The organism is Enterococcus phoeniculicola ATCC BAA-412, from assembly GCF_000407505.1.
Classification (GTDB): domain Bacteria; phylum Bacillota; class Bacilli; order Lactobacillales; family Enterococcaceae; genus Enterococcus_K; species Enterococcus_K phoeniculicola.
In genome coordinates this window covers 161,425-177,408 of sequence record NZ_ASWE01000002.1, presented here as the reverse complement: position 1 = coordinate 177,408, position 15,984 = coordinate 161,425, and the positions used below count along the sequence as shown (strand labels likewise).

The 15,984-nt window shown below is 33.7% G+C and carries 15 protein-coding genes and 2 pseudogenes; 2 read left to right on the top strand and 15 right to left on the bottom strand.

Going from position 1 to position 15,984, the window contains the following annotated elements:
• Window positions 1–522: 522 nt before the first annotated feature.
• From I589_RS07680 to I589_RS07645, 8 genes are all read right to left on the bottom strand, one after another.
• Window positions 523–2,871, bottom strand: a complete 2,349-nt coding sequence (locus tag I589_RS07680) for a glycoside hydrolase domain-containing protein (RefSeq protein WP_010768680.1) — start codon at window positions 2,869–2,871, stop codon at window positions 523–525.
• A gap of 98 nt (window positions 2,872–2,969) precedes the next feature.
• Window positions 2,970–3,494, bottom strand: a complete 525-nt coding sequence (locus I589_RS07675) for a hypothetical protein (RefSeq protein WP_010768681.1) — start codon at window positions 3,492–3,494, stop codon at window positions 2,970–2,972.
• Window positions 3,495–4,463 (bottom strand): hypothetical protein, encoded by a 969-nt coding sequence (locus I589_RS07670; RefSeq protein ID WP_010768682.1) that lies wholly within the window; start codon window positions 4,461–4,463, stop codon window positions 3,495–3,497.
• Between the two features lie 633 nt (window positions 4,464–5,096).
• Window positions 5,097–5,375 carry a hypothetical protein gene (locus I589_RS07665; protein ID WP_010768683.1) on the bottom strand — a complete coding sequence of 93 codons (279 nt, stop codon included), beginning with the start codon at window positions 5,373–5,375 and terminating at the stop codon, window positions 5,097–5,099.
• 304 nt (window positions 5,376–5,679) lie between these two features.
• Window positions 5,680–6,033, bottom strand: a complete 354-nt coding sequence (locus I589_RS07660; protein WP_010768684.1) for a hypothetical protein — start codon at window positions 6,031–6,033, stop codon at window positions 5,680–5,682.
• 14 nt (window positions 6,034–6,047) lie between these two features.
• Window positions 6,048–7,502: a T7SS effector LXG polymorphic toxin gene (locus I589_RS17795; RefSeq protein WP_010768685.1), complete on the bottom strand. Its 1,455-nt coding sequence runs from the start codon at window positions 7,500–7,502 to the stop codon at window positions 6,048–6,050.
• Window positions 7,499–7,849, bottom strand: a complete 351-nt coding sequence (locus I589_RS07650) for a DUF3958 family protein (RefSeq protein WP_010768686.1) — start codon at window positions 7,847–7,849, stop codon at window positions 7,499–7,501. Before I589_RS07650 ends, I589_RS17795 begins: the two co-directional genes overlap by 4 nt.
• Window positions 7,846–8,139 carry a TIGR04197 family type VII secretion effector gene (locus tag I589_RS07645; RefSeq protein WP_010768687.1) on the bottom strand — a complete coding sequence of 98 codons (294 nt, stop codon included), beginning with the start codon at window positions 8,137–8,139 and terminating at the stop codon, window positions 7,846–7,848. Before I589_RS07645 ends, I589_RS07650 begins: the two co-directional genes overlap by 4 nt.
• 1,095 nt (window positions 8,140–9,234) lie before the next feature.
• On the opposite strand from I589_RS07645, the pseudogene I589_RS18765 reads away from it, so the two are divergent.
• Together I589_RS18765 and I589_RS18760 are read left to right on the top strand one after the other, a co-directional pair.
• A pseudogene (locus I589_RS18765) lies at window positions 9,235–9,378 on the top strand (IS6 family transposase); the annotation flags it as partial.
• Window positions 9,370–9,486: pseudogene (locus I589_RS18760) on the top strand (IS6 family transposase); the annotation flags it as partial. The pseudogenes I589_RS18765 and I589_RS18760, both read left to right, overlap by 9 nt.
• 141 nt (window positions 9,487–9,627) lie before the next feature.
• Here I589_RS18760 and I589_RS07640 read toward each other — a convergent pair.
• The 7 genes from I589_RS07640 to I589_RS07610 form a co-directional block, all read right to left on the bottom strand.
• Window positions 9,628–10,203, bottom strand: a complete 576-nt coding sequence (locus I589_RS07640; RefSeq protein WP_010768688.1) for a GNAT family N-acetyltransferase — start codon at window positions 10,201–10,203, stop codon at window positions 9,628–9,630.
• 333 nt (window positions 10,204–10,536) lie between these two features.
• A complete protein-coding gene (locus I589_RS07635) occupies window positions 10,537–11,358 on the bottom strand; it encodes a hypothetical protein (protein ID WP_010768689.1) in 822 nt (273 codons plus the stop codon).
• Between the two features lie 315 nt (window positions 11,359–11,673).
• A complete protein-coding gene (lepB, locus tag I589_RS07630; RefSeq protein ID WP_010768690.1) occupies window positions 11,674–12,225 on the bottom strand; it encodes a signal peptidase I in 552 nt (183 codons plus the stop codon).
• 70 nt (window positions 12,226–12,295) lie between these two features.
• Window positions 12,296–13,732, bottom strand: coding sequence for a S41 family peptidase (locus I589_RS07625; protein WP_010768691.1), 1,437 nt, complete (start codon window positions 13,730–13,732; stop codon window positions 12,296–12,298).
• Between the two features lie 254 nt (window positions 13,733–13,986).
• Window positions 13,987–14,211, bottom strand: coding sequence for a YozE family protein (locus I589_RS07620; RefSeq protein ID WP_010768692.1), 225 nt, complete (start codon window positions 14,209–14,211; stop codon window positions 13,987–13,989).
• Between the two features lie 57 nt (window positions 14,212–14,268).
• Window positions 14,269–14,958 carry a YpmS family protein gene (locus I589_RS07615; protein ID WP_010768693.1) on the bottom strand — a complete coding sequence of 230 codons (690 nt, stop codon included), beginning with the start codon at window positions 14,956–14,958 and terminating at the stop codon, window positions 14,269–14,271.
• A gap of 1 nt (window position 14,959) precedes the next feature.
• On the bottom strand, window positions 14,960–15,859 hold the full coding sequence (locus I589_RS07610) for an SGNH/GDSL hydrolase family protein (RefSeq protein ID WP_010768694.1): 900 nt from the start codon (window positions 15,857–15,859) through the stop codon (window positions 14,960–14,962).
• Between the last annotated feature and the right edge of the window lie 125 nt (window positions 15,860–15,984).

Below are 15,984 nucleotides of genomic sequence, written 5' to 3'. Positions count from 1 at the left end.
GCTAACTGTTTATTGCAGTCTCCGATATTTATAAAGACCAATTTAAATGCTGGCACAGCTCCATCTTTAAGAAACTTTATCGTCTTCTCTTCCATTCGTAACCTATCGATACCGCTGATAGTAAACAAATACCTATTCGTAACACTAAATCTAAGACTGGATATACAGGTAGAAACGGATAACGTATCGTAATAAAGCAGTACGGAATAAGTAAACTAGCTATACATAGTTCTAATATATCTCTCTTAAGAAAGCCATGAATTAAAGCCTGTAGTCCTGATATTACTAAAAAGGGAGGAACTATCAAAATATCTAGCAAAAAAAGGGGGATTTTCCAAAAAGAATCATTTGTAAGTCTCACCGATAGGGTCATCCAAAAAATAACGACGAAAATCCAAATTACTTCAAGCGTTTTATTTTTTTTTATTATCCCGTAAAGCATTAGTAATGCTACTAGTAATATAATGGAGAACTGGATTGCATTGATACGGCTTTGAGGGAAATTCATCTTTATTCCACCTGTCAATTAAATTTCTTTGAATCTATTTCATCTTGTGCAAGCTTAAATAGTTTATCTTGGAAAGCCACACACAAATCATACTTTACCTTAGATTCTTTGTCTACATCTAAATACTCCACCCCACCAAAGTATATTAATAATCCTTTTCTAAAAGTTGATAATATAGGATGTTCAATTGAATCACTCATGAGTGCAATTTGGGCGCAACTTAATATATTCTCCTTTACTGCTGCATATCGAGTCGTAACAAAAGTTGCATATCGTTGTAACTCTTTATTTTGAAAATATTCGTGAATCCATTCTGATAACGTTCCAGAGTTATGAGTTAACAAATATGAAATATTCCACGCATCTATATCTGCAATCAAATCATTTTGATTAAAATGTCCTACGCCTGCATCTCCAACTCCCCCTATCCAATCAAATCCAAAGTTATAAATAGATGTTATATCATTTTTGTTATCCACATAATCAATTAATAGAGTATCTAAGTCACCTAGCCAACCACAACCATCGCCTAAATTTGCTTCATTTGGGTCAGGTAGGCCGCTAAACAGGTATCCTGAAATTGCCGCAAAAAAATGTTCAGCTCCAATTGATATATGGGTTACAGGATCTATATACGTATATATCCTATCATCTTTTGGAATTTTATCATCAACAAACTCAATAAATTTCCAGTCAATAGGTCCAGCTATAACTTCCCATATTGGATTACCATATACTACATTTCTAAAATAATCTGCAACTTGTTTTCCTCGTCCCAATTCGGAAGCAACAGGAAAATACTCTTTAGCCAAAGCTTGAACTTTTTCAACAAAAGTTAGAAATAAATCAGACCCATTTTCATTATCTTCTAAGTGTGTAAAACCTTGATCTTTATACGAAACTGCTACATTATCTATACCAACGGTTCCTTCTCCAGAACCTATTGCAAATTCAATAAATTGATCAAATGTCCATTGCCTTGGCATTGGGAATCCTAAATTCCCACTAAAACCTGTAGACATGTCGGCTACAAACGCATATTTAGCTAACCCAGCATTTATTATTTTCGAACAAACATTTCTTGTTCCATAGATACCTATTGTGTACCCATATTCCAGTAAACTTTGGCTGATCCCTGTAAAATACTCTATTACTGTTCCCTCGATGTCATCTCCTAAAATATCTAAATCAACAGCAAAATAAATTGTTACATTTCTAGGTATTCCCAATTTTATTGCTGCTTTCCCTGCGTTTTCACCATCCTGATAACCATATATACGGTTAAAGTATTCAATATATGAGCCACCATCTTGATAGATAGGAAAAATATTTATTCCAGCATCAAATAACATCTCACATTCATTTTTTGTCAAAAATTTGTCACGTTCTTCTGAACCAGTTCCCACTGTTCCTGTTAAATATCTACCAATAAATTTGAGTCCATTTGATAAAAGAGTCTGTATTTGCGTATATGTTAACTGTGTCGAGGTATCAGCCCCATCTGCTGGTCTTTCTGTATGACCCGCACTAGATAGTAGCCCTTTAATTACCGTAACATCAGCTATTTCATTGTAGGGTGCTAATATCATGAACTCCCGAAATTCCTTTACCTTATTCCCTACATAATTGGAAAATAGTGGTCCGAAATCATCAATTTCATAAAAACCATTAACCAATAAACCAAATTTCAGTATGGAAACAAATTGACCATTTTCCCCTTCTACTAATGTAGGAGTCAGTTGAGTTGTTAAATTTCCATAGGTACCAGTTGCCTCTTCTGGAGATAATCCTTCCTCTGCCTGTAATGAATAAATAAGAGCCTCATTTGTCCCTCTTTGATAAATACCGTCACATGGCATAATTCCCGTGTAGTCATAATAGTTTGCATTCAACCATCGCTGCATGGCTTGGACTCTAGCATTCCCAGTAGATAACAATGTAAAAGCACTCATATCAAAAAGTGCTTTAGCCCACAGAGCACTTAAAATACCATCTGGATTTGTAAATCCACCATATGTCTTAAGCTTCTTCACTGCCGAATCTAATATTTTTGAGTAGATTCCATCGAACCCACCAGGATCAATTCCTTTGCACCAGAACGCTCCTTGAATTAAATAAACAACATTGTGTGATAAATCGCTCCCCCATTTACCAGTGATCTGTGTTTCATAAGCGGCCTTAGTTCCAGCACCAAAATTAGGGACAACTGGGGAAATACCTAATTCATGTTGCAAGCCTTCAATTAATCCATAAATAGTTGCCCAGCCTGTATGTCCGTCTTCTGGGACTTTTTCATATCCAGAAACTTTCAAATATGTTTTATTCAACCATTTTTGTGTCCTAAGAACTAGCTCGTCTGCCATCTTGTTACCTCCTCATTTTAATAATCGTTTATAATAATTTGAAAAAAATCTTATTGCATACGAAAAAACATTACGTCTTCCTGTAAAAATTTAATAGTTTATTCTTCTTTACCTCCACCTGGATAGCGCCAATTAATCTTTACGGCATCTGCTCCAGTCGCTGTATAAGTATAACTGACCTTCCAAGCATAAACATGATAAATTGAAATTGCACCATAAGGTCCACCACCAATATAATTCCAGCCAATTGGTGCAATATTTTGATCAATATCAAACCAAACACGTTTATTAATTCCATCCCCTTTTTCATATCTAGTTACGGCTGAAAAAGAGGCATTTGTTAACCAAGCATAAACCTCTTGACTTGTTGTTCCTATATTTTGAGGGCTAGTTAGTACCCAATTATATATATCTCCGATTTCTTCTTGTTGTGCATTGAGTCGATAATCTCCTGAGTATCCTCCATCTGTATGATAGCTCCAATAACCAGAATCAATTTTACTATACCCATTTGTTCCACTATAATCGTTATCAATTATATCTTGCATTACAGCTGCATTAGCAGTAGTCATAGGTAAAAGCATTAATAATAAAAAAAACAGTGTAAATATTATTTTTTTCATCTAGGATTCTCCTTCCTTCAACGAAAAAACATTCTCTATATTTTCAAGAGAAAAATTTGATTCTTTAAATGTCATGTCGTATGCGATTTTCTTCATTTCAAAGTCAAAAACTGCTGCATTTTTGTCATCAAATCCTTTTACAGACAATAAAACTCCCGTCCTACTATCAACTAATAATGAAAAAGTTTCTGCCTTCATCTTTTTACTATATTCTGTTGTCAACGTCCCTTCAATCAACATATTGTTGTCATTCGAGTTGGTAATATTCCATAAATTAGTATCTTCCAAAAGTCCTAATGCTAAAAAATCTGAATAAATTAGCTTTTGAGAATAGGTATTCCCAAATTGAACTGGATGTCCTTTATACATTTTTTCGTTTCTATCATTTATTTGAATCATATCCTCCATTCTCAGTGATGGGCCATCAATCATTTGACGCATTCCTTGTGTCATTCCTTGGTCTAATGGATATTCATTCATAATCTTTATTTCCTTTGTTTTTGATTCTTGCTCTCCAAAAATAGTGCTCTTTCCATTATTTAATGCAATAGTAGCAGGAATGTCTCTTCCCGTCGCTTCAAAATCGGTTACTTCAATCACTCGAATAACAGAGTTTGTTTGAATTTCAAACATTGAGTCGTAATTTAGTTCTTTATTATTCATATACCGAACCGTTAACCATCCTTTAACAGTTTCAAAATTTTTCACTGAGTTAAGTATTTTCCCCACCAGTTCTTGTTTATTTGTTGCATTGACAGCATCTATCGCTTTAATTTTAGGTTTAGGTAGTAATTTTTCGGATTTTATTTGTTGATTATTTTTTATTGATTGTTCTTTAGTCTCATCTACAAATGATGATGGTTTTTCAGGAATAGCATCGGCTTTTACTTTTTGATTTACAGAGTACAACATGACTCCGCCTATAAGAAAAATACTTAAATATCTAATAACTAACTGTCTTTGCCTCATTTCAAACAATCCTTTCTTTGAATATACCTCTCTAATTAACTTCTACACTCGAAAAATTAAAAAATTTCCGCTCTAAAGAAAGCGTTTTCATTCAAACATTGGACTAACCTCCTTTGTTCTATAAAATACTATTATTAATACATTAAACTCCTCATCGGTAGTTTAACAAAATTAATTATTAAAATATAGATTGTTCTGTATACAATTTAGAATTAGAATTGAACAAAATTGTATACCTTTCTTTATAAACAAATTTGCTATTTTATCAAAAAACTCCAACAGTCTATTAATGCAATGACTATTGGAATTATTATTATTTTAACCGTTTCTTATTTTGCAATAAACTATTTCTTTGCTTATAGGTTTTGATGTCTCAGCCAATGATTTAGCTGAAAACATTATCTGAACAGCACTCTAATAAAAGTAAATGGTTCACTCCGTCGATTACATCGCCATTGATTTTCATTAGTAGGCATGTCCGTTTGTCAGTGCCCGAGGAACTCACGAAATAGCTAACACCTTGGCTGGTTCCTCGAGCTTTTTAGCGTAACATGCCTATCGTTTGCTTTAACAGTTGAATTTGCTCTTCTAAAAACTTCTTTCTTCACCCTCAGAATCTAGCAAAATAGCATTCTAAACCTTTTTCTTACTTCGTAATTCTAGTAGTTGCTTCTCCATCTTTTTCATACTTTGGCTAAAATCTGTATAAAAGACGGTAAAAACTTGTGAACACGCATAGTATTTTCTAGCAATTTGTTGTTTGTTCACTGGTCTATTTTTGTCTTCGAAGAACTTTTCTAGAACTGGTAACACCTCTTGCCATGATTGCAGTTGTTCCCAACTGTCATATAAATTGTAAATATCTTGGTGACTAATTTCTTTGATTACTTGCTTATTTTCTGCTTGAATCATTTTCTTCACTCCTTCAATTTTTGATATACGAAAAAACGGTATCAGTAGTTGTTTCCTCACTAATACCGTTTCAATACCTTCACATTCTCTATCTGAATTACTGTACAATTAATAAACATTCAAAAAAACTAGAAAAGTCTCTTGAATTTTTGTACAATAAATACAGATAGCTTTTTATTAGCTATTGGCAACTTGATTAGTGAGTGTATACCTTACTATCAAAGCTTTACTATTCGATGCCAATCGCATGGTAAAGTGCCTTTTTTATTTTATGAATTTTTACTCCATTCAAACCAAAATTCTTTTAATATCCCAAAGATTCTAATAATTCTAATCCCATTTCTCTACATTTTTCCCATTCCAAAGATTTTTTCACAGCTTCATCCGTCCATAAACTCTTATCCTTATTCATTTCTTCCAAAAATGCGTTTATTTTTTCCCCTAAATTTAACTGTTCTTCCGTTATCCAGCCGTTTTCAAATAAGATTTTCATTCTTTCAATATCAATATCGGAAAAATCAGAAGCTAATTCGTCCGATAAAACGGCATGTTTATATTTCTCCTTTTGAATTTTAAAACTACTAGAAAAAATCTGCAAATTTTTAATAAGTAAATCATGAATAGCTATTAAATCGTCCACATTATTATAATTGTTCATTAAATATTTCCTCCCTAGTCAATTTCATATCTTCCGTCCATATAAATTCTAACTGTTGGTTTATTCGGTTGTGATATCTTATAATAAGGAACTTCTCCATGGTGACCATTTCCAGGGTGATACTGAATATATCTTGAACCTCCACTAGTTCCTTTGGGAGGATTCATACTAAATCCTCCGCCTTCTTCATAGGGAATACCTCCACTTCCACCTTTTTTCAAAGGCGTTACCATCCATCCTTCTCTTTTTACAAAATCGGCAACATCTGCAGGGTTAACGTTAATTAAAGAGCTAGGATTCTCCATTAGTTCACTTATTGAACTCACGGGATTCTTCCACTGAACATTTCCAGCACCATATTTATCTTCAAAATAATTATTCCAATCATTTCCAGATACTGGATTTTCCGCACTAAAATCTGTTTTAACATTACTATTTCCCTTAACAGATGTTTGTTGATTTTGAGGTATTTTAGAAATTGCCCAGGCACCTACAAAGGGTTGTAATACAAGTGAGTATATCATTAGTTTAGCATTTACTCTCTCCGCTTTACTAATTTGTTCACCTGTAATAGGATGTTTTCCAGTTCGTAACATTTCATTAAAAAACTCTAACTGTGGATTTTTTTGTGGAGCGTGTTCTTCCATTGTTAGTTTATTGTACAGTGCCGTTACTTCTGGTGACGGTACACCAGTTTTAGTATGAACATACATATTGGAATTTGTTGACCAGTGATAATCTCTTAAAATTTCCGCTTTTGTCGTTGGTAAATTTTGATTTTTAATTTTCTGTTTTAATCTCTCTTGTTCTTTCTCTTCTCGTAATTTCCAATTATCAGTAATTGTGTTCTTCCATGATAAATCTGTTGGAACTGTAAAGGTTCCTGTTGCACCATTCCATGCGGTAGTTGCTTGCGCTAATCCCTGATTGACTGCACTTTGTAACGTTGAAATTTCAGAAAAAATGGCGGGTGAACTGGCATGAAATGCTAACAGTTTTCGTAATTGCTCTTCTAATTTTTGCTTTGTCGTACTGTACAGGCCAATCAACATTAAATTCGTAGTTAACTGGAATAACTTTGTGCTATCAGGCGTTTTTGATGAGGTTAATGTTCTTCGTATATCTTCTGCTTGTTGTAACAATTTGTCGGTTTGCCTAATGGCTTCTTCCAATTCTGATTGTTTTAAGTCTCCACTATCCACTTGAGCCATGTATTCTTCCGGGAATTTCTTCACTGCCCTTTCTACTGCTTCTGACAGGAGGATACCACCTTGAGCTAGTGGAGAGAGAACCGATTGGAAATAGGCTTTCGCTGAATCATACGCTTGACCACTTAAAAATGGACTGGCAATTACAAAATTTGTAATTGCCTTTTGTAACTCATTATACCCTTCTATTTGTGATTTGCACATCGTAGTTACACTTGTTGCTTGAGTAGTGGAGGACGAAACATACATATCAACACTCATGTTTTATTTTCCTCCTCTGCTAATAGTTTTCTTTTTTCATAGCCGATATCTTCTAATTGATTAGATAGCTTCCTTTTTTGTCTACGTAGCTCTTCTTCGTCCTTTTCTAATTCGTTCATTACTTGCCTTGATTTTTGTGAAAATTCATCAAAGAGTGCGCGATACACATTTCCTTGTTCATTTTTATGGAATTGATAACAGATAGCATCAAAAAAATGCTTTGCTTCATATAAATGTTGGTCATAGGTTTCCTTAATACGTCTTACTTGATTTGCTTCACTATCTAGTGCTTCTTCCTTTGAATATAATTGCCTCTCTTCTGTTTGGATCTCTTCTAAACGCCTCATTTTCCTAAAACACCACCTATTGGCTGAAACATTGTATTTGCAACATTTACATCCAATGCTTGGAAATCTTCTGCTACGCTTTGTAAATTATTAGAAGCAATCACTACCGCTTGTGCGATTTTAATTGCTGTTTCTTGAGCTGTAGTAACGGCTTCTTGCTCATTACTATTCCCTGCTACTGTCGTTTGCGTATCATTAGTTATAGTCGTTTGTTGGATTAATCGATCGGTTGCATTCTTTAATGCGGTTGCTTTTTGAGTTGCTCCAGTAAGATCACTCAGTATTCCCATACCTTACCCACCTTTTCGCTTATATATTTATTATTTAACTATCTAATTATAACAAAAAAGATAAATTAAAACTATCGTATTTATATATAAAGTACACCTTAATTAATATTTGATTATTCCTTTAAAGAAATAAACCAAAAACATATAGAATAAAACGACCAATTTATACATTACTAAATTTGCCACAATTTCTTTAAATTTTGATCACTCCAAGTATCAAGGAAACTTTCTTAAGAATATTTTTTCAAATGTTGAAGAGTCTGAAAGAAATTCAATTGTTGCTAATACGATTGAAACCCTACAACAATACCAACAGAAGACTATAAGCACATACAATGGTTTCGTTCTTTCACTAGGATGGGAGTAACGTCCCATTATCGAAAATATTGTACAAGATAATACTTATTTATCATTCTATTTCTTCATCTTTAATTATAAATAAAGCCTGAAAACCACTGATTTAACAGAGTTTTCAGGCATATTTTTGTTTATTCTTTGAAAGTTAGTCTACTATAATTTTCAAGGAGAATATAAAAAAGAAGTTTCAGTAACATAACTATTCACGTGGGACAATTCATGGGACAATTAGCGGAAAGCATTAATAAGCATTGACAAAGAACCAGTAAGTTATTAATCTAACGGTTAATAACTTACTGGTTTTTGAATAACGTTGATTTTAAAAAAATGACAGTTAAATAAGAATTATTAAGGAAATTAATAACACTTTTTTTGTATACTAGGTTAAGGATACAAAAGGAATACAGTAAGAAAACCATTGAATAGTCATATAAATAGTATTCCTCCTTACTTATCATTTTTCCCTGGTCTACTCTTTTTCGAGATAAAGAGTAGAAACAGGAAAGATTCATTAGACAACTTTTAGTAATTTGTCACGGACAAATCGTTAACAAACGAACGATATTCTATTTTTCCTTTTGCTTTTATCAGTATCAAATTTTCCATTCAAATAAGCAAATACTCATTTTCTTCCAGTATTGTAACACATTTCGATAGTTGTTACCTGAAGTTTTTGGATTGTGTTGCAAAGTTTTTCTAGTGTCTATTTTACGCTATCATCTAATTCAAGACTAGCTAATAGAGGTACGATTCAAAGGAAAGCAGTATGATTATCGGATGATTATTGAAGTTGTAGGCTTATATTATCATTTCCCATTGAGTTACCGTGATTGTGCCAAGATTATGCGCCAATTCAGGATAAGTGTACACCATACCAAGATCAAGGGAATTGAAGTGATTTCAGTCTTATACAAAGAAAGTCGAAGAGAAATTACCCTCTTCGACTTTTCCCCATGGGAAGAAATTGAGCATCTATTGAAAACAGCATGAACCATCAACTAAAAATTCGATGGGACTGTTTATTTTTAAAACTTTGCAACACAACCAGAATAGTTATCTTATCAAATTATTTTTATGGATGAATTCTTGAAATGTCTTCATTCTCTTTCCATTCTATTAATTTCATTAAGCTTATTCTTTATCTCTGATTTCTTCAAAGAAACGTATTGGTGCAGGATTTTTAACATGTTCTCCGAGTATTTTTTCCATCCAAACCATGTTATACCATGTATTGAATTTATATCCGCACTGATAAAATTCACCAACCAACCGATACCCTAAACGTTCATGATACTGGACACTATTTTTTGAAAGATACGCATCTTCAATTTCAGGATAAGCAATACAAGCATACATATTTAAAATACCTTGTTGTTTTAGTTTGCTTTCTAAAGCGTTATACAACTTGCTCCCAATCCCCATTCGTTTGCAGCTATAATCCACATAAATAGACGTCTCTACTGAATAATCATAAGCAGCTCGTGACTTAAAGGAGTCTGCATAAGCGAATCCTACAATTCTATCATCTTTTTTTGCTACGAGATACGGATATTTCTTTAGAATTTTCTTCATTCTCACTATAAATTCTTCCACTGTAGGTACATTATACTCAAATGTAATTGCTGTATGTTCAACATAATGCGCATAAATTCTTGCTAACGACTCTGCATCTTCTAACGTTGCATAATCAATATAAATCTCTTCCATCCCAAATTCCTCCATTCATTGAAAATAGTATAGCATTTTCATGCAGGACATTTCCCTATTTATGTTATTTTCCAAGCTAATTTCTATAAAATTATGTGCGTATGAATAGCAAAATATTTTTGTTTTTTATTTTATTGATTCATCATCTACGCCTTCAAATTTACCCTCAATTTTTTCGTCTATTTATACACAAACTTATATAATTATCGTACTAAGAGTCACTCTCATTAATGAATTTGAAAAGAAGAATAGAGGGGAAATTCATTCATCAATGAATTTCCCCTCTGTTCTTAATATGCTTTGTTTATCCTTTATCTAAGTTTTTCTCCCACACTAGGACCACTCTGAAAGGTAATTTCCTTCTAAGTCGTATACCATATTTAAGCTTGTTCGTCCACGTACATCTTGAATCCCTACAGTCCATGTCCATCGATCCCCAGCATCGCCTAAAATGACAATTGAGACACCTGGATAATACGTATCTAGCTTGCTCACCCTGTGTTCTGTTTCCTTAATTACTTTTGGAATGACCTTCCAATCGATTTCATCAAATGAGATTGTCTTCTGTGCAGGAATTGGAAATTCATCTGCATCTTTTCGCCACTTCATCAGCGGATTGGTTGACCAATACCAGTACTCATCCTGCAGATCTGTTGTTGGATTAATCACTCGTGTTACTGCATAAACCCCACTTTTCAGAGGAACATTTCTTATATGAAAACTAAAGCTAATAAGCTGTAAATTCTTCCCTTTTAAAAGCTTCAATTCGGAGAGGCTTGTCATTATTTCTTCTGCTTTTTCTTCTTCCCGAAAGTTATTTTTATCGAAAGGAATAGTCGTACTAACACCACCTATAATCAGCATAATCAATGGAAAAATCACCAACATAGCTAACCAATAGAGAGGCTTTCTTCTTTTTTTAACCCCCATAATTAGAGAAATAACTACAAAAAGGCCAATCACACTATACCAAATATATGGAACGACTTGTATTAGCTGATTTTTTATTTCTGCCAGTTCATATTCATTAATTCCAAACCAGTTTTCAGCTATATTAATGTTATTTAATACAATTAGAGCGAAGAGTCCACAAACAAAAAGAAGACACAGAAAAATGAAAATAATTTTTGAAAATCTCTTTTTAGACTTTGACATGTAAACAAGTCCTTTCATTCAAATAGTCTGAGCAATACTGCACAGTGTTTGACTCATGCAGAAGTGACTCATATTTGTTATTTGTTATTTGTTATTTGTTATTTGTTATTTGTTATTTGTTATTTGTTATTTGTTTAATTTTACCATATGAATTCTTATTTGAGTCTCTATTTACAATAAAAATTGAAACATGTGAAGAATAATGAGTGGGAAATTCTATCCAAGACTTTACTCACTACTCATTTCGTTTGCCAAAACTTAGCATCAAAAAAACATTGTACTGATTACGCCAAACCAGTACAATGCCTTTATTATTTAGGATATTATTTTTATTTTATTAAATGGATAGTACACAAAACGAGCTTTCCCAAAAATATCTTGACTCGTCACCACACCAAAGGAACGGCTATCTTTTGACACCCTTCTGTTGTCGCCCATTACAAAATAACTATCTTCGGGAAGTTTCTCTATTCCTAACAATTCTGGTAAAGTAAAGTTAGTTGTATACGGCATTACTTCATTCCTATTTTTTTCCTCTTTGGAAAGAAATGGCTCTTCTACTTTTTTATTATTGATATACAACTGATCCTCTCTATATTCAATTGTATCTCCAGGAAGTCCAATGACTCGCTTGATATACGTATTTCCATCAGAAAGCTGAAATAAAACCACGTCAAATCGCTTAATTGGTGAAATTTTTTCCATCACAATCATATCCCCTTGCTTTAGGGTATCCTCCATAGAGTTGCCTTCAACCTCAACAGGAATTAATAAAAATCCTCGAATTAAAAACACTGCTGCAACAGCAACAATTGTATAGCGTATCATTAGCCATGCTTTCTCAAAAATTCGCCGCCTTTTCTCCACATTCAATCCCTCATTTTCAACATCTTACTTCATTATATGAAATGTTGTTCAACTTTGCGAATAATTCTTCTTATTTTTTTAACTGCTCTAATGCGCTATTATATGCGTTGTCATTTTCATCAATTAATGTAAACAATGCTTTTTCCAATGCTGTAGCAGTACCATCATCTATTTCACCTGTTACAGATAATTTATGGCCCGCTTGGAACTCTCTAACAGCTGTTTCTGTCTGTTCATCAAATGCCTGACCTTTTGTATTATAACCTAATGCTGCAAGAAGTTGGTTTACGTTTTCTACTACCTCAGAGCTATCTCCTCGCTTTAACGTCTTCTCACGAGAAATTGGATTTAAAAATGCGTAGTCAGGATAAGTAGCTTTAATAGTGGGTTCTATCCCTTTTTCATGAATCCATTTGCCAGTTGGTGTCAGCCATTTCATCACAGTTAGTTTTAACTCACTTTTCTCATCAAGTCCGCGCACGGTTTGAACGGTTCCTTTTCCAAATGTTTTCGTTCCAATAAGAGGGACATCAGCCGATTCATTTAAAGCTGCTGCGAATATTTCTGAGGCAGAGGCGCTATATTCATTAACCAAAACAGCTACGGGTTCCTTGACTTTAAATCCATCATCTAACTCTTTTCCAGCCACCGTTTTTGATTGATTCCCCTCTTTATCAGAAAATTGGACAATTGTTTTTCCATCCTTTAAAAACATGCTAGACATTTCTTCGACTTGATCGAGTAAGCCACCGGTATTGTTCCGCAAGTCAATAATAAAAGAAGTAGCTCCTTTTTTTCGCAACGATTGGATATGTTCTTTTAATTCACTAGCTGTCTTTTCTCCAAAAGAAGTAATCTGTATAGAACCAACTGTTTTATTTTCTTTATCAATTGTACTTTTTACAGTACTTTGAGGGATGGTATCTCTTGTTAGCGTTACATCAAACGTTTCTTCCCCACGTAAAATGGTTAGAGTCACTTTGCTTCCTTTCTCACCACGTATTTTACTAACTACTTCATCTAATGTTTTTCCAGTAGTTTCTTTTCCATCCACTTTTAAAAGAATATCTTCGGCTTTTAAGCCTGCCTTCTCAGCAGGACTGTCTTTTATTGGTGTTTCTGCAATCGTCGGTTGTTTATTTTTCATTGTGACAACAGCACCAATTCCTTCAAATGAACCAGAAAGACTATTTGTTAGATTGGTTGCCTCTTCATTATTTAAATAGCTTGAGTAGGGATCATCCAACGCATCCGTCATCCCTTTTACTGCCCCTTCAACAAGCTCTTCTTTTTTTACATCTCCTACATAATAATTATTTATTTCATCATAAAGCGCATGCACCTTTTTTAATTCATCTCTCTCATCCACTGATTGAGCAGCCTGATTTTTTTCGACTAACCGAATCTCTTTTTGAATGATATAGACGCTTCCTCCGCTAATAATTCCTACACAAAGAAGAGAAATAAGATATCTATTAAAACTAATAAACTGCTTGTGTTTCGGCATTTTTGAACCTCCTGTTTATGTAACTGTCAAAATAGTACCATGTAAATGGTCATTGGAAAAGGGGATAATCTTCTAAAAACTATTTATCGTTATTCTTTTTTGGATAAGAGATAATTTCGGCTATTCTTATAAAAAAAGACGAAGGTGGGACATAACTAATTAAGTTATACCTCACCTTCGTAAAAATCTTAATAAACAGCGAAAACAGGAACAATTTACCTCTACAGCATCTGTCCCAATCTCATCTCTATTTCTTACAGCTGATTATTCTCGATGTATTTTTCCCACGTTCGATCAAATAAATCCATCGTCGGAAGATAGTCCACACTCAATTCTAAATAAGAGGATATTTCCTCGTAATCTTCTGATTGTTTAGGAAATTGAATGTCATGACTTGCTTGATTGGCAAAGTTCATTTCTGGATCATTTCTGTTTGGACCACGTAAGGTCATTAAATAATGATAAAAACTCCGTCTCATACTCTCCTCCAGGTCTAAACTGAACATTAAAAGTTTGATTTTGACCAACAACTTCTCTTATTTAGTTTCTTCTTTTTTACTAGTATCAGGTAAATATAAACTAAAGCTTATAGAGTCGTCAACTAAATTAATCCGGTCTGCCTTCAGATACATCCCGTTTTGCATACGAAATTGATCTAAACGGAGCAACACTGTTTGTTCTTTAGAGTCTACCTCGATCCATTTTGGCAGCTTATAACTTTTTTTCACCATGTTCATTACATCTTTGATGGGTAAACCTAGCGTGCCAATTGAAAGACTTTTTGCCTTCAATTGAACATTCCCATTTTCCATAACATATGGTTCAAAATAAAGGTAAAAACTTACGGGTACACCTAATACGGTAAACTCGCCATTTAATAAAGCCTCATTTTCTAAATAAAAAGAATATTTAATATCGGTATCTTTTTGAAAATCCGTCAAATAAAAATCAATTAACTCATTCACTTTTTCTTTTTGGGTATTGATAGTTAAAACTGGCTCTCCTTCACGCTTTGTAATCGTTGGCGTCTGGTAGTTGGGCTCTCGAAGCGAGAAGATTCTCGTTCCAAGAAATACGCCTGAACCCACTACGATACCCACAAGTAATAAAAAGGCAATTTTCCAATAATTTATTGGTCCTTTTTTCTCTGATCCTTTATTTTTTTGTTCTCTTTTTGTCTCTTTCGTCGCTTCATCGTTTGTTTGAATTTCTTTTTGATTATCCATATCACTTGTCCTCTTTTTCTAGCCATTTTGATTCGGTTTTCGCCAATTCATCTGTCACTGCGTTAGCCATTAACTGATAACCTAAATTATTCGGATGAAAGTGATCTTCTTCATATAGCACATTATTTTTCACCGTATTCAAATTATCATCTGAAGTTGTTGTCGTATCACTGTCGCTAGTTGCAACACCAACTTCACTGTTCAGCCCTCTATATAGCAGATCATTGATTGGAATAAAATAACTATTTTCTTCTTCACTTACAACTTCTTCTGTCTTTTCATTCCAGTTATCAACAATCGTTTGCATATCCGTAATTTCTGGAAAATTCAAATAAAACGGATTATAGATGCCTAATACATAGACAGGTGCTGTTGGATTGAGTTCTCGAATCACTTCAAACATTTCTTTTATTCTTTCTTGATATTCGATAGAAGGTTTATTAAATGTTTTTACAGACAACCCGAAAATATTGGATTGAATGACTTTCATCAAATCATTTCCGCCAACTGTTAAACTAATGATATCTGAGGACTTAACATTCTCCCGCAAATCTTCATCATTTTTTAACCGTTTTAAGATTTGATCACTTCGTTCTCCGCCAACTCCAAAGTTGTCGATTTCAACAGAAGTTAGCTTGTACTCCTCTCGTAGCTTATCAGCCACCAAAGGGACAAACCCACCTTGTTTTGTTTGATCTCCCACACCTTCCGTTAAGGAATCTCCAACGGCTGTATAATGGATTTTTTCTTTTGTTGTAGAGGGTGTTGCTGCTCTCCCTTGACTTGCAATTAATAAGGGTTCTGCTTTTGGAATAGCTATTGAGAGCCCCACAAAAAAAAGAAGCGCCACACTACATGAAAATAAGATAGGCAGCCCGATTTTCTTTACTTTTGAATTCATTTTTCCACATCCAATCACTCATTCACATTTTCATTATAGTAGCAAAAATATAAAAAAAAGGGTAGTCATTTACTAACAAAATGAAAAATATATGGATAACTTATCTATTTCTTTCCCTATTTCCA